General features: G+C 37.4%; 13 protein-coding genes. 4 read left to right on the forward strand and 9 right to left on the reverse strand.

Annotated features, from left to right (window positions below):
• Positions 1–198: 198 nt before the first annotated feature.
• Positions 199–393, reverse strand: a complete 195-nt coding sequence (locus tag NZ519_05840; GenBank protein ID MCS7028271.1) for a hypothetical protein — start codon at positions 391–393, stop codon at positions 199–201.
• Between the two features lie 118 nt (positions 394–511).
• Between NZ519_05840 and NZ519_05845 the strand changes: the two genes are divergently transcribed.
• The 3 genes from NZ519_05845 to NZ519_05855 are packed head-to-tail and all read left to right on the forward strand — an operon-like array spanning position 512 to position 1,288.
• A complete protein-coding gene (locus NZ519_05845; GenBank protein MCS7028272.1) occupies positions 512–706 on the forward strand; it encodes a DUF6132 family protein in 195 nt (64 codons plus the stop codon).
• Positions 707–722: 16 nt separating this feature from the next.
• Positions 723–965 carry a rhodanese-like domain-containing protein gene (locus NZ519_05850; GenBank protein MCS7028273.1) on the forward strand — a complete coding sequence of 81 codons (243 nt, stop codon included), beginning with the start codon at positions 723–725 and terminating at the stop codon, positions 963–965.
• 5 nt (positions 966–970) lie between these two features.
• Positions 971–1,288, forward strand: a complete 318-nt coding sequence (locus tag NZ519_05855) for a rhodanese-like domain-containing protein (protein ID MCS7028274.1) — start codon at positions 971–973, stop codon at positions 1,286–1,288.
• Positions 1,289–1,338: 50 nt separating this feature from the next.
• Here NZ519_05855 and NZ519_05860 read toward each other — a convergent pair whose 3' ends face one another.
• Positions 1,339–2,535, reverse strand: a complete 1,197-nt coding sequence (locus NZ519_05860; protein ID MCS7028275.1) for an aminopeptidase — start codon at positions 2,533–2,535, stop codon at positions 1,339–1,341.
• Positions 2,536–2,621: 86 nt separating this feature from the next.
• On the opposite strand from NZ519_05860, the gene NZ519_05865 reads away from it, so the two are divergent.
• On the forward strand, positions 2,622–3,728 hold the full coding sequence (locus NZ519_05865; protein ID MCS7028276.1) for a glycosyltransferase family 4 protein: 1,107 nt from the start codon (positions 2,622–2,624) through the stop codon (positions 3,726–3,728).
• A gap of 159 nt (positions 3,729–3,887) precedes the next feature.
• Here NZ519_05865 and NZ519_05870 read toward each other — a convergent pair whose 3' ends face one another.
• From NZ519_05870 to mnmG, 7 genes are all read right to left on the reverse strand, one after another.
• Positions 3,888–5,342 carry a glycosyltransferase family 39 protein gene (locus NZ519_05870; GenBank protein MCS7028277.1) on the reverse strand — a complete coding sequence of 485 codons (1,455 nt, stop codon included), beginning with the start codon at positions 5,340–5,342 and terminating at the stop codon, positions 3,888–3,890.
• A 71-nt stretch (positions 5,343–5,413) separates the two neighbouring features.
• Positions 5,414–6,646, reverse strand: coding sequence for an alanine dehydrogenase (locus NZ519_05875; GenBank protein MCS7028278.1), 1,233 nt, complete (start codon positions 6,644–6,646; stop codon positions 5,414–5,416).
• Positions 6,647–6,649: 3 nt separating this feature from the next.
• On the reverse strand, positions 6,650–7,885 hold the full coding sequence (locus NZ519_05880) for a VWA domain-containing protein (protein ID MCS7028279.1): 1,236 nt from the start codon (positions 7,883–7,885) through the stop codon (positions 6,650–6,652).
• Between the two features lie 96 nt (positions 7,886–7,981).
• On the reverse strand, positions 7,982–9,901 hold the full coding sequence (locus tag NZ519_05885; protein MCS7028280.1) for a M43 family zinc metalloprotease: 1,920 nt from the start codon (positions 9,899–9,901) through the stop codon (positions 7,982–7,984).
• A gap of 162 nt (positions 9,902–10,063) precedes the next feature.
• On the reverse strand, positions 10,064–10,960 hold the full coding sequence (locus NZ519_05890) for an OmpA family protein (GenBank protein ID MCS7028281.1): 897 nt from the start codon (positions 10,958–10,960) through the stop codon (positions 10,064–10,066).
• A gap of 79 nt (positions 10,961–11,039) precedes the next feature.
• On the reverse strand, positions 11,040–12,335 hold the full coding sequence (locus NZ519_05895) for a glycosyltransferase family 39 protein (GenBank protein MCS7028282.1): 1,296 nt from the start codon (positions 12,333–12,335) through the stop codon (positions 11,040–11,042).
• A gap of 97 nt (positions 12,336–12,432) precedes the next feature.
• Positions 12,433–14,295 carry a tRNA uridine-5-carboxymethylaminomethyl(34) synthesis enzyme MnmG gene (mnmG, locus tag NZ519_05900; protein ID MCS7028283.1) on the reverse strand — a complete coding sequence of 621 codons (1,863 nt, stop codon included), beginning with the start codon at positions 14,293–14,295 and terminating at the stop codon, positions 12,433–12,435.
• Between the last annotated feature and the right edge of the window lie 164 nt (positions 14,296–14,459).

Below are 14,459 nucleotides of genomic sequence, written 5' to 3' on the forward strand. Positions count from 1 at the left end.
GGTTAAGTTGATGATTTTGAGTTAGTTATGTAAAAAATTGCGAAAGACATCGACGGTTGTTGATTGTCAAGGAGTTAAGTCAAAAAGTGGGCTAAAATGCTACGAGTTTCGTAGTGTTTTAGGTGGTTTTGGTGGACATCGACGGAAAAGGATAGTCAAAATCTGCCCTGCACGCATAAAGAAAGGGGTTTTTGTGTGTCAGACTTTTTTGAGTAAGTAAAGTGTTTTCAATTTTTTTTGAAAGTTTGATTTGATTTGATTGCGTGAGGCATGCGGAGGGTGGGCGATAGCCCAGTGCGTAGCGAAGCGAAGCACCGAAGCGTCAGCGTAGCCCGAAGCACGCCGACCTTGCCCACACAAGCACAAGCGAAGTGTGGGCAAGGGCACGCCCAAAAAAATAATCTTTATCAAAAATTTACAAATTTTTTTGCTCAAAAAGTGATAACCAAATGTAACCTTTGTATCGTTTTTTTTAGAGAAAAATAGAGAATTTTGTGCATCAATTCAAACTATGTTAAAAAAAGTCTTTAAGTATAAACTGACCTTAATCGGAGTGGTTTTAGGTTTAGCCGCAGGATATGGATATTACTACTACGTAGGATGTGCCGCAGGAACTTGTATGATTACCTCCAATCCTTTGAATAGTACCTTGTACGGAGGATTGATGGGTGGTCTATTTTTTAGTCTTTTTGAAAAAGAAAAATGAAAAATAAAATACAGTTATGAGTACCATCATAGATGTAAGAACTCCCCAAGAATACATGGGAGGACATGTAGCAGGTAGCATAAATATTCCTCTAAACGAGCTACCTATGCACGTAGAGCAAATTAAAAACATGCCCAAGCCAATTGTGCTTTGCTGTGCCAGCGGAATGCGCAGCGGTCAAGCAGCTATGTTCTTGAAGCAATACGGAATTGATTGTATTAACGGAGGAAGTTGGTTAGACGTACAAGCTAGACTATAAGAATTATGCTAGGGTTTTTGAAAAAATTACTTGGAATAGGACCAAAAGTTGATTATGCACAGTTAGTAGCCCAGGGTGCTAAAATTATTGATGTGCGCACGCCAACGGAGTACAAGAGTGGGCATATTCAAGGTAGTATAAACATTCCCCTGCAAGAGCTAAGCAAAAAAGCTGAAAAGCTAAGCAGGGATACACCTATTATTACCTGCTGTGCATCAGGGATAAGAAGCGCATCGGCAAAGCGTATCCTTCAATCTATGGGCTTCAAACAAGTATACAACGGTGGCGCTTGGCATAGTTTAGAAAACAAGATTGAAGGATAAAAACAAAAGAGGCTCAATATTGAGCCTCTTTTTAATATAAGCATGTAGTCTTACCTCAAGCCCAGTTTTTTAGCAATGTCTTTAGGTATAGCATCTTTATGTACCATGAGGTTTGTGGTTTTGTACTTAATATAAGCTTCGGAAGCAAAGAAATAACCTTGATTATCATTATTTGTTCCCCAAGAATTTTTGACTTTGTAGAATTTTTTACCTGTTTGGTCTTTGTAAAGACCCGTGATATGCATACCGTGGTCATCCGTAGTTTCGTAGTTATCAAAAGCCTTTTGGCGCATTTCTTGGGTAATTTCTTTTTCTTGGCAAGGTGCGTCAAATGGAGTACCTGACTTAGTAGCCCCTGCATTGTTAAAGTATTGGCTGTCTTCGCCTTTTTTCTCAATTTGACTTTCATCTACGGGAACAATAGCTAAACCATTTTTGAAGGAAAAACCTTTTTCAGATACATCACTTGCCCAAGCCACAGTATAGCCATTCATAATACTGTTTTCCAATATTCTCATCATTTCGTCTAAGGGCACGTTATACGCTACGTCCATAGCCCAATTGTCTTGTACTTCTAATGGAAACTTGGTATAAAACGGGCGATGAGTAAAAGAAGTTATTACCACATAATCATCCATGTTTAAGCCCAAAGATTGAGCAAAAGATTGGGGTGTATATTTCTTTCCTTCATATTCAAATTCTGAAGGTGGAGTTCCCATGTAAGCATCTATGGTATTTTTGACAGCTTCCTTCCAATGGGGCGATAAAACCTTTTGATTAACAATTGCTTTGAGCATGGCAGATAAAACAGCATACATTTCATCATGGTCGTACTTAGTTTCTCCAGGCTTTAATCCTGAATAAACAGATTCAGGTACAATACCGTACTTTTTAATTATGTTAAAGTCATCATGAAAAGCACCCCCTTGCCCAAAGTTGATAAGACCGTGCATGCGCACATACTGCTCTGCTTTTTCTAAATATGCGTTGCGCACTATAAACATTTCCGACAAGTCTACCTTCTTCTTGCTTATTCTGAGTATTTCTGATTCAAAAAAGGACATACCCGAAAAGCTCCAGCATGTACCTGTATGCATTTGGTTTTTTACTTCGGTAGCTTCTAAGTCTTTTACGACTGTAAATTCATATCCGCCTGACTTTTTGTTCCTAACGATAGCCTGCTGCCCAAAGGATAAGCTACTGCTTAGCAGCAAAAGTGTCAGAAAAAATAACTTTACTTTTTTCATAGACTTACTAAAATACGTACTTATTCAACAAGCACAAAAATAATTAACAAAAGCCATTTCAAAAAGTAGCTTTCTATATTTGCAACATGCAAACTCGAAAAATGCTGGTTATTTGTCCCTATCCTGAACGCGTAGCGCCTTCACAAAGATTAAAGTATGAACAGTATTTTGACTATTTTAGACAAAATGGCTATGAGATTACTGTATCCCCTTTCATGACTATGAAATTTTGGAACATTGTCTACAAAAAGGGTAATCTACACAAAAAAGTTTTTTGGACCATTGTAGGTTATCTTAAAAGAATTAGAGATTTACTGCGCATTCGCAAGTACGATATTGTTTTTGTTACGCTTTGGGTTACGCCGATTGGACCCCCTATTATGGAACGATTATTTGCTCTACTAGCCAAAAGCCTAGTATATGATATTGATGATTTGATATTTCTTGGACATTCTAGTGCTGCAAACAAAATTATAGCTTGGATGAAAGGAAAACGAAAGATGATTGTACTTATGAAGCACGCAGACCACGTAATTACTTGCACTCCTGTACTTGATCGTTTTGTACGTCAATACAACCCCAATACAACCGATATTTCTTCTACTATCAATACAGATACATACATTCCTGTCAATCCTTACAATAATGAAAAAACACTTGTTTTAGGTTGGAGTGGTAGTCATAGTACGGCAAAATATCTTCACTTGCTTACCCCAGTATTGCAAAAACTTAAACAAACTCACTCATTCAAGCTATTAGTTATGGGCGATGAAAATTTTAAGATGGAGGGTCTTGAAATAGAGGCTTTAGCTTGGAGTGAGGACAAAGAGATACCTACTTTGCAGCGAATGGATATAGGTCTTTATCCTCTACCTGATGAGCCCTGGGTTTATGGAAAAAGTGGCTTAAAAGCGCTTCAATACATGGCACTTGGGATTCCTACTGTTGCGCAAAAGTTAGGTCCCGATCATGCCAATCATAGAGTAATAGAGCATGGTGTTTCAGGCTTTTTGGCAGATACTCACGAGGAATGGCTACATTATCTTACCTTACTGATGGATAATCCAGATTTACGAAAAAAAATAGGCACAGCAGCTCGAGAAAGAGTAGTAAAGTATTATTCCATCCACGCTAACAAAGATACTTATCTCAACATTCTTAATACAGTTGCTGCAAAAAGAACGAAAAAGTAAGTATAAGCTAATTTTTTTGGCTAAAAGTTGAATGACTTTTTATATTCTTTCTTTTTGGGCGTGCCCCTTGCTAACGCAAGGGTCGGGGCATTCCGCACTACGCTTCGCTTCGGTGCTTCGCTAACGCTTCGCACTGCCTAACGGCATGCTCCATGCCCCTCACGCAAAATTAGTCCTTTGACCTCTGTTTAATTCCTTCTCAAAAAATTTCACTGTTAACAAAAACATTTGCACTAAACCCACTAACAAATAAGGATAAGCCATGTGAAAATATCTGTACTCCGTCAATCTTAAAAACACAGGAAATAACAGACATAAAAACACAGGAAAGGTAAATATAATGAAAGACTCTCTATGCTTATACAGCAGAACTATTGTACCCAGCCAACCGAATGTTAAGCAAAGGTAGTATAACAAAGACTGTGATATTTTGAGATAAAATTGATAACTCTTGTAACACTTAAAGTCTTTTCGTATGGGCAAATAGTAGCTTCCACTGTGAATGAGAAATTTCTTAATCAGCATAAGGGGCACTCCCAGCGTGCTGAAAACAGGATGATCTTTCTTGTACATTTGTGTAAGTTCATCAAACTTTTGTACTACTATGCGCTCCAAAGAATCGTTCGGTGTTTTTTGATACTGTAAATATACTTCTCTTGCTTTTTCTATTTTTTCAATTGTAAGATTAGGACCCAAAATTCTTTGAGGTATTTTATATTCACATGGAAGGTTCTCTCTAGGCTCAAAATAACACCCTGCGCTATATTTATCCCAAAAAATAAAGCTTTCTCCAATAGATTGAATAAACTTTCTTACCGATAGATTAGCATTTGTATAATCGTATCCCGCATATATGTTTTGCTGAAAAGGTATGAACTGCTTGAAAATAATATAGTTCCGTACTGTCCAAGGTAAATTAAGCATCAAAAGTGGGATAACAAACAAAATTCCGTGCGCAGCTGTCTTTTTTATGCTTACTACAAAGTTATCTTTCCTTATGAAGTAAAGGAACAACTCTGCTACTATAATTCCATATAGCAAACTAAGATAAGGTTTGAATAAAACCGCTAAACCCAAAAATGTGCCTGCTATAAGCAGCTGCTTCTTCGTTCTATTTGAAGACAGATAAATGTAGTATTGATAACTGAATATGCAGCTAAAACCTATTCCAAAAGTTTCAGGTATCAGATAGTAGTCGTAGCTTGTTACATTTAAGCTTACACAGGCTAACAGAATGAATAAAACAAAGCCTTTCTTTCCAAAAATTTTTTCACATAAAAGGGCTAGATAATACATGGCTAAGGCATCCACAGCTATCTGTAAAACAACCAAAATATTCAGAGCTATCGTTTTTGAAAACAAAACTCTGAAAGGGAAGTATATCAATCCATAATAAGGCATTCTACCTGCTTTGGCAGTTTTGTAGTAGTATGAACCTTCTTCAATATAATTTTCAATGGGTGCAAGGTATGATTCTGTATCTCCGGCCATGCAAGCAATCCCATAAAAAGGTGCGTTGCTGCTGCATTTACCTAAATAAGCTAAGTAGATTACCGAAAATGCCTTTACTGTCAAAAGAGTAAGAAATACAATACCCTTCAACCCTGCTGTCATTTTGAAGCAACAATAATACACAATAAAGGTTATTTGTATGCAAAAATCAATCTAAAATGTGCCCTAAATGTCTATATATGTGAAGAAGCCACCAGTAAATCAATATCTTTGTAGCTCATTCCCATTTTTCGGGCAATAATTTCATTTGTCAAAATTCCTTGGTATACGTACACACTGGAACGTATCCATTCTTCTTGCCATATAAAGTTTTTTAATCCGCCTGCATCGCCAATACGTAGAATTAGAGGGGTAATCACATTACTTAGAGCATAAGTAGCCGTGCGTGCTACACGAGAGGGAATATTCGGAACACAAAAATGAATAACTCCATGTTTTACAAATGTAGGATTATCGTGAGTAGTTACATAGCTGGTTTCAAAGCATCCCCCTTGGTCAATGGAAACATCAATAATTACAGAGCCTTGGGGCATTTGGCTTACCCAATCTTCCATAATTAAAAAGCCCCTGTTTTTGCGTTGAAACCTGCCGATAGCCCCAATTGCCACATCTGCACGTTTAAGTGCATCTAAAATATAATGGACTTGCGTAGTAGCCGTAAAAATATGATTACCCAATAAGCTTTCTATCCTTCGTAGTCTATGGATAGACTCATCAAAAATTTTGACATTAGCCCCTAGTCCCAAAGCAGCTCTTGCGGCAAATTCTCCTACTGTACCTGCTCCAAAAATAACTACGTTTGCTCTTGGTACGCCTGTAATCCCCCCTAGCAGTACTCCCAATCCATGCTCATACTTATTACTCAAATACTCAGACGCTATCATAATAGAAGTGTATCCTGCTATTTCCCCCATCATGCGTACAATGGGATATTCGCCTTCCTCATCTTGTAAAAGCTCATAGCCAATAGCTGTGATGCCTTTTTGCATCATTATTTTGAGAATGTCAGGTTTAAGTGTCCCTAAATGAATTGCAGATAATATGGTTTGACGAGATTTTAGCAAATTAACTTCTTCTACTGTTAGAGGTGCTAGCTTGAGAACAATATCTGCTTTTTGATACACTTCTTGATGTGAAAAGCAAAGTCTTGCTCCTCGTTCAGTGTATTCTCTATCACTAAAATGGGAATACTTTCCTGCACCACTTTCAACATATACCTCATAGCCATTATTTACTAAAATACCTACCGATTCAGGTGAAAGAATAACTCTTCGCTCTTGCGGTGCAATTTCTTTCGGAATACCTATTCGTATAGTTTCTGCCTTTTTTTCTAAAACTGCTAAGCTCTCCTGTGGATATGCATAAAATAGTTCACTAACTTTGCTAAAAGATGATTTTTGACTCATATTTTAGTTCTCTTTGGGTTGAAAAATATTGTCTTTAGCCCAAGCATGTACACTTTCTGTTCCACCTGTAATGGCAGCAGCCATCATATCGGGAAACAAATCAGGTGTACAAGCAAAACAAGGGATGCCTAAGGATTGTAAATATTCTGCATGATAACGGTCATAGCTGGGCGCACCTTCATCATCTAACGCTAACAAAGTAATAAGTTTAACATTGTTTTGTACTAATGCCTGACAGCGGCTAAGCATTTCTTTAGAATCCCCTCCTTCATACAAATCGCTGACAAGTACTAGTACTGTATCTTCGGGTCTAACAATCTTTCCTTCACAGTAAGCTAACGCACGATTGATGTCTGTACCTCCACCTACATCTATCCCAAATAAAAGTTCAACGGGGTCATCAAGCTCATCTGTCAGGTCTACAATTTCTGTGTCAAAAATAATCAAATGAGTTTTGAGAGTTGGAATAGAAGCCATTACACAAGCAAAAATAGAAGAATAAACTACTGAATTTGACATAGAACCGCTTCGGTCTATACATAAAAATAGATGCTTCAACCCATGCCTTTTATGCCCAAAACCGTAACGTTTTTCAGGAATAATAGTATTGTATTCATGCTGATAATGCTTGAGATTAGCACGAATGGTTCTGTGCCAATTTATTTCGTTATGCCTTGGTCGTAAAGTAACTATACTTTTGTTAATTGCACCTCTTATGGCATTTTCTGTATGCTGGTGTAACCTCTTAATCAATTCTTGCACTATTTTCTCAACTATGGCTCGAGCAGATTCTTTTTTCTCTTTGGATAAACTTTTACTCAATTTTACAAGAATTGAAACGAGGTTGATATCAGGTTCAATGTTTTCAATAACTTTGGGATCGCTAAGCAGAATCTTTTCTATACCGAATTTTTCTATAGCGTCTTGCTGCATAACTTGAACCAGTTCATGGTTAAAATATGTGCGTACATCGCCTAACCATTTGTTAATACCCGATGCTCCTTTAAACTTTTCTCGCTTTTTAGTTTGTTTTTTAGAAGTTTGTTGTACTTCCTTTTGACCATCGTTTGATTGATATTCTTGATTTTTTTGTCCCTCTTCGTCGCATGAATTATTGTCATTTTTAGATTTGCCATACAAAAAGCTGATACATTCATCTATGTGCTTCCAATCGTCTTGCAAGTCTTCTTGGACTGTACCAAGTAACAGGTCCCACTTTTGTGTTAGGGTTAAATTCATAGTAGCAATTTAATAGATTATACAGAAATTACCAAAACTTTTGGAAAGAACAGCCACTTTGAGTTAGCGACTAGCCCATCAATAAATAACTGATTTTCAATGAACTTGAATTTTTTTTACAGCTGTAAAATTACCGTCTGTTACCCGCACTACGTACAACCCCTTTGCTTGGTAGTTAAAATTAAACTGCTTTTGATAAAGCTTATCCTGACTTTGGGTAACAACTTCTTTAAATACCTCTTGTCCAAGTATGTTATGTACAGTAACCACTACACAGTTGCTAAATATAGGATACACAACTTCAAATGTTCCATTACTAGGATTTGGAAACACTTGTAAATTGAAACTGTTATCTATTAGTTTGTCTTCAATATGAATAGATGCAGGGCAAGCAATAGGCATAATCGCAAGAGCGAGATTCATATCCCAAGAGGAAGAGCTGGAGAAGGGGTACCAGTCGCCGTCATTAAACTGTTCCCAAGCAATGCCTGGATTAGTATCCCCATCAGAGTTGCTCAAGACTGCCACAGTATCCGAAGGATATGCATAATTACTTCCTGACATTTCAAACGAAAAACCCGCATAGAAAGTACTTCCTACGCTTATCGCGGAAGTAAAATTAACTACTGTATATTGCCCCGAAGAAACATGCGAACCAATAACAGACATATTTAACGGTACAGAAATTAAAGGTGTGCTTGCAGGTTTTCCTCCGCTTTCATTCCAAAGTCTTACATTGATTTTGTTATTAGGGTTAGTATAATGTCCTCTTACAAACTTAAAAATAATCCCTTTAACTTGGTTTAATGCAGAGGGATGGTCTGAAAAATAATTAGCTTTTGATCGGTCTTTGTATGAGTTCATTCCACTAACATACCCCCAATTACCTGAACCCACCAGTTTGTACAATGCTGGTGTACCTGGAAAAGGGTAAAGCAAAGTATCACAAGTAGTAGGTCCTCCACCGCTACTTCCTGAACAATTCGTAGCGCTTGAAGTGGTTAAAGATGCTCTGGGTCCTGTCAAAGCTGCTCGCATTCTTGCTTTCTGCCCTGCGGTGAACATGTACATGCAAGCATCATCCGTGTAGTCCATGTAGTTCATAAACATAATTCCTGGGCTGGAAGGTTGGCAAGCATCAGTAAGAGGAAAAGTTGGACATCCACTACTTTCTTCATCTTGAGTTGGAGTGTCAGCAACAAAGTCGTCTGGCGAACAGCCTGAGTCATCACCCCAAATATGGCGTAAGTTCAAGTAATGTCCTACTTCATGAGTACCTGTACGCCCTTTGTTATATGGGGCTACAGCACCTGTTTTACCTACAAAACGATAGTTCAAAACTACCCCATCGGTAGCAGGATCCCCACCTGGAAATTGGGCATACCCTAATAAACTTGAACCTAAATCACAAATCCATATATTGAGGTATTTTTGAGTATTCCATGCGTCTTTACCCCCAGTGGAGCTGTACTTTACGTCGTTAGAGGTTATACTGAATGAGCTTTTAGTAGTAGGTGTGCGAGTAATACCTGTGGTTGGATTGCCATTCGGATCCTTAGTGGCTAAACAAAAACGTATTTCAGTGTCCACATGTAAAGACTTAAACGCAGTCGGAACTAAACCTGCATCCGAATTTGTCTTACTAAAGTCTTGATTCAATACATCTAACTGCTCCATAATCCTAGTGTTTGATATATTTTCTGTAGCATTTTCATACACAACATGAAAAACCACAGGAATAGTGATAATACTGCTACTTTTGAAGTTTTCTGCATTTTTTATGTATTCTTGGGTATACCTTTCTATGCGTTCTATATTTTTAGCATATTCAGGATCATTTTTGAGCAAATGGCGATGCAACTCCATAGTACCGCAGGTTCTTTTAGGAGGTACAGGTTCGTGAACCGCTTCACTTGTTCCCTGGAAAAGTACATTTTGTACTCTACATTTGGTTTGAGCAAAAATATGATGCCCAAACAAAATACTACATAGTGAAAAAATAAGTACCCTTTTCATAAATTCTTTGAATGTACAAACAAATATACTAAAAAAATTGAACCGTTTGACACTTTTTGACAGTTTTGTTTCAAAATTTTAATGATCTTACCTAACAGTAGCATAAAATATCAAATCAACTTCAATCAAGATATTTTTGCATGTTCAGTAAAGATTTTACAGCTACTCTTGAACAACTTCAAATTCGATTCGCCTATTTTTAGCCCTGCCTTCGGGAGTATTGTTATCTGCTATGGGTTTGGTATTTCCAAAACCTTTGTAAGAGATACGCTCTGCTTTTATTCCTTTTTTAATTAGCCAATCTGCTACAGCTTTAGCTCGGTTTTCTGACAATCTTTGATTGTAATCTGGTGTACTGCCAATGTCTGTGTGTCCCTGTATCTGTATAGTCAAACTTGGATTAGCTCTAAGATAATGGTACACTTTTTCTAATTCAGGATAAGAGTTAGGTAAAAGCTCCCAACTGCTGGGCTTGAAATAAACGTGGTTTAAAATAATCTTTTGTCCTTTTTTAATGTCCATAGGAATGTCTACCAAAGTATCTTTTGGTATGCTTTGAGCTATTGGCTTAGGAGCTTCCTTAGCTTTTTCTTCTTTGGGCTGTTCTTTTTTAGGTTCTACTGCTACAGGTTCAGGTGGTTTTACGTAAGGTTTAAAAACTATGATTGTACCAGGTTTGCAGGGTCCAAAGCTTGAATATCCTGTCCAAGGACCTTTGAGCTGCCATTTATCATTCTCTAAAGATAAGGTTAAAGTGCCTTTTTTCAAGCAATACTGCGTATTGGGCAAAGCCTTTTCCTTCATAATTTCGTACTCCTCAAAAAATAACTGATTATCTTTTACCGTTCCTCGCAGCTTGATGGTAGCAAAAACATCTTTCATATTAGGCAGTTCTATATAAGTAGCTCCTTTTACACGGTTTCCTTGTTGAATTAGACTTATTTGAAAATTATATTCAGGACTTACTCCCCCTGCTTCTTGGTACAATTTACCAACCCACTCGCCTGAAAAATCTGCTTGCTGTGCCAATAATCGTACCGTAAAAAGTACAACAAGCAAGAACATCAAAATTTTCATTTTGAATATCATATATTTTGCTTTTCAAGCATGTATACAAATATACAAAAAAAGTACTAACTTATATCTGTGAATAATACTGAAATGCCCAGTTGATTATCAGCAAAATAGAAATTATAGATAATTTTATCCTGTGTTGATGAGCGAAAGAGAGTCCCACAGCGGCTAAGTAAACTAAATATGGTAAAGCCAAGTAAACATAATTTGTTCCTGTAAGAAAAACAAAAAAAGTAGCTAAGAAAGCTAAAAAGATAACTACTGCCCAAAAGTGTTTTTTTAAGTCTTTTATGCCCAAATAAACTCCTAAAAGTCCAAAGACTTGCACAAAAAACAAAAAAGGCAAGCTGTACCACTGCCAAAATCTACTGCTTGGGGTAATCGGATAAGGGGCAAAATCTCTACCTGTTTTTGAATATCCTGTTTGGTATAAAACCCAAGCTCCGCGCGGACTAAATGTTCTGCTAATTTTTAATAAATTATTTCTAAATGCTAATAAAGGATGTTTTTTAATAAATGTCCATGCGCGTGCTCGGCACACTTGCTCACGTTCTAATTCTGTATATCCCTCTAAAAAAGTATGATCATATAAATATGAACTCTTACCTCCATAAGCTCCTTTACTTTGTTGATGATTACCTAAGTAAAAGTTCCATTGTGTATTAGTATGAACCCAAACAAATTTATCTAACAATGTATAATTACGCAAACTCCAAGGCAGCACACTTAAAATGGCTGTAGCTATTAGTAAGATACCTTTCGAAGCATGTTTTCTATGATACGCTATCACATATATGGCAAATACAACCAAAATAAAGGTTGCTACGGATTTAATCAAAATAGTGTAGCCCAAGCTTAACCCTGCTACTATTGCGTAAGGATAGTTTATCCATTTTTGAGTATGAATTAAATATACGGTAACCAATAACATAGTATTAAATAAACATTGCGTTAAAATTTGCATATCATACAGGATAAAGTCAGGAAAGAGTAGCAGAAAAAACTTGAAACACGGGTAAGTATCAGTGTATTTTTGTATCCACAGATATAGCAAGGTTAAACTTGCGCTACCCATTAAAATTTGAACAAGAAGTAAAACACTTATGCGTATACCAAAGACCTTGAAGACAATGAACATTAAAAAAGGGTAGCCAGGTGTCCAAAAGGCAACCTCGTTGTCTTTTTCAGGAAAAGTATAAGTGTGATACAAAGTTAGGTTGATGGCTCTTTGATAATAGCCAAAGCTGTCAGTAGCCGTAGGTGGAGAGGTAAAAACATCATAATTTAAGCCGAATAAAATTAAACGGATAATTACTGCTATGAGAAAAAAAAGCCCATATTCTGTAATTCTTAAAACCATAAAAACTGCGTTGCTATAACGTATGATTTTTTCTCAATATCAACCTTTTAGATTAAGAGTATTTTTTAACCATTGTTTTACAACAAATTTGTGTTTCCTACCTTCCTATAAATGCCATTAGAATAGCTATATCCGATGGACTAACCCCACTGATACGGCTAGCTTGTCCTAAATTTTGAGGGCGTATTTTAAGAAGCTTTTCTTTGGCTTCATTAGAAAGTGCAGTTACTTTTCTGTAATCAAAATTGGCAGGAATTGCAACATACTCTAAATGGTTAATTTTATCGGCAAGCTCTTTTTCTTTTATGATGTAAGCTTCATATTTCATAGCAATTTCTGCTTGCTCTACAGCTTCGGGGTCAAATGCAGATAAAAAGCTTCGTAGAGAGGAATCATGCTGCATACATTGCTTAATATCTAATTGAGGTCTATTGATAAGCTGGAACCATTTTGTTTTATGCTCAATTGGGGTAGTGTTGTATTGAGTTATCCAAGTATTGACCTCTTCAGGTGAAGCATTGTGGGTTTTGAAGTATTCAATAATTTGATTAGTTTGAGCAATCTTACGCTGCGTGCGTTCCATTCTTTCTTGGGAAGCTAAGCCAATTTTGTAACCTATGGGCGTTAAACGAATATCTGCATTATCTTGGCGAAGTAAAATTCTGTACTCTGCTCGGCTGGTAAACATGCGATAAGGTTCCTCTGTGCCTTTATTGACTAAATCGTCAATTAGCACACCAATGTAAGCTTCAGAACGTTTAAGAATAAGAGGTTCTTTTTCTTGAATTTTGAGCGCAGCGTTGATACCTGCCATTAAGCCTTGGCAAGCCGCTTCTTCATAGCCCGTAGTACCGTTAATCTGACCTGCAAAGTATAAGTTTTCTATCAAATGAGTTTCTAAGGTCAATTTGAGTTGATGGGGGGGAAAGTAGTCGTATTCAATAGCATACCCTGGTCTAAACATTTTGGCGTTTTCTAATCCTGGAATTTTACGCAGAGCTTTGTACTGTACATCTTCGGGCAGAGAAGAAGAGAAGCCGTTTAGATATACTTCAATAGTGTTCCACCCTTCGGGTTCAATAAAAAGCTGGTGCCTATCTCTTTCTGAAAAGCGGTTGATTTTATCTTCTATGCTTGGGCAATATCTTGGACCTACGCCTTTTATTCGTCCTTGAAACATTGGGGATTTGTCAAACCCTGTTTTGAGAATTTCATGAACTTCGGGATTTGTATAGGTAATGTAGCAAGGTTTTTGAGCTTTAAGTGGAGGGGTATCTAAGAATGAAAATTTACCTGGAGGATCATCGCCTTCTTGTATTTCTGTGGCTGCGTAGTTAATAGTGCGTCCATCTATGCGGGGCGGTGTTCCTGTTTTCATGCGCCCTGCTTCAAACCCTAGCTCAACTAACTGTTCTGTAATTCCTGTGGCTGATTTTTCGCCTGTTCTACCTCCCGAAAATTGTTTTTCACCAATGTGAATAACGCCGTTAAGAAAAGTTCCATTAGTAAGAACGACCGCTTTGCTATGAATGGATAAGCCCATTCCTGTAACTACACCATATACACGGTTATCTTTTATCAATAGTTTTGTAACGATATCTTGCCAAAAATCAAGATTCGGAGTTTGTTCTAGCATTCTTCGCCATTCTAAGGCAAAGAGCATTCTATCTGATTGTGCGCGGGGGCTCCACATGGCTGGACCTTTAGAACGGTTGAGCATGCGGAACTGTATCATGGTTTTATCCGTAACAATTCCCGAATATCCACCTAATGCATCAATCTCTCTGACAATCTGACCTTTTGCCACTCCACCCATAGCAGGATTGCAAGACATTTGGGCAATAGTTTGCATGTTCATGGTAATGAGTAAAGTTTTACAGCCCAAATTTGCTGATGCAGCCGCAGCTTCGCACCCTGCATGTCCACCACCTACAACAATCACGTCGTACTCGGGAAACATATCACAAAATTACAATATGATTGCCTATTTTAGGTCTGTTTTCTTTTATACAAAAGATAATTATGCAAAAAGGTTCAATTTTTAATTTTTTTTGGGCGTGCCCTTGCCCATACTTCGCTGCGCTTGTATGGGCAAGGTCGGCGTGCTACGGGCTACGCTAACGC

Source organism: Bacteroidia bacterium (assembly GCA_025056095.1).
Lineage (GTDB): Bacteria > Bacteroidota > Bacteroidia > JANWVE01 > JANWVE01 > JANWVE01.

Excerpts from the sequence above, each read along its gene's own strand:
- NZ519_05845 (MCS7028272.1), top strand. The coding sequence starts at position 512 with ATGTTAAAAAAAGTCTTTAAGTATAAACTGACCTTAATCGGAGTGGTT.
- NZ519_05850 (MCS7028273.1), top strand. The coding sequence starts at position 723 with ATGAGTACCATCATAGATGTAAGAACTCCCCAAGAATACATGGGAGGA.
- NZ519_05855 (MCS7028274.1), top strand. The coding sequence starts at position 971 with ATGCTAGGGTTTTTGAAAAAATTACTTGGAATAGGACCAAAAGTTGAT.
- NZ519_05860 (MCS7028275.1), bottom strand. The coding sequence starts at position 2,535 with ATGAAAAAAGTAAAGTTATTTTTTCTGACACTTTTGCTGCTAAGCAGT.
- NZ519_05865 (MCS7028276.1), top strand. The coding sequence starts at position 2,622 with ATGCAAACTCGAAAAATGCTGGTTATTTGTCCCTATCCTGAACGCGTA.
- NZ519_05870 (MCS7028277.1), bottom strand. The coding sequence starts at position 5,342 with ATGACAGCAGGGTTGAAGGGTATTGTATTTCTTACTCTTTTGACAGTA.
- NZ519_05875 (MCS7028278.1), bottom strand. The coding sequence starts at position 6,646 with ATGAGTCAAAAATCATCTTTTAGCAAAGTTAGTGAACTATTTTATGCA.
- NZ519_05880 (MCS7028279.1), bottom strand. The coding sequence starts at position 7,885 with ATGAATTTAACCCTAACACAAAAGTGGGACCTGTTACTTGGTACAGTC.
- NZ519_05885 (MCS7028280.1), bottom strand. The coding sequence starts at position 9,901 with ATGAAAAGGGTACTTATTTTTTCACTATGTAGTATTTTGTTTGGGCAT.
- NZ519_05895 (MCS7028282.1), bottom strand. The coding sequence starts at position 12,335 with ATGGTTTTAAGAATTACAGAATATGGGCTTTTTTTTCTCATAGCAGTA.
- mnmG (MCS7028283.1), bottom strand. The coding sequence starts at position 14,295 with ATGTTTCCCGAGTACGACGTGATTGTTGTAGGTGGTGGACATGCAGGG.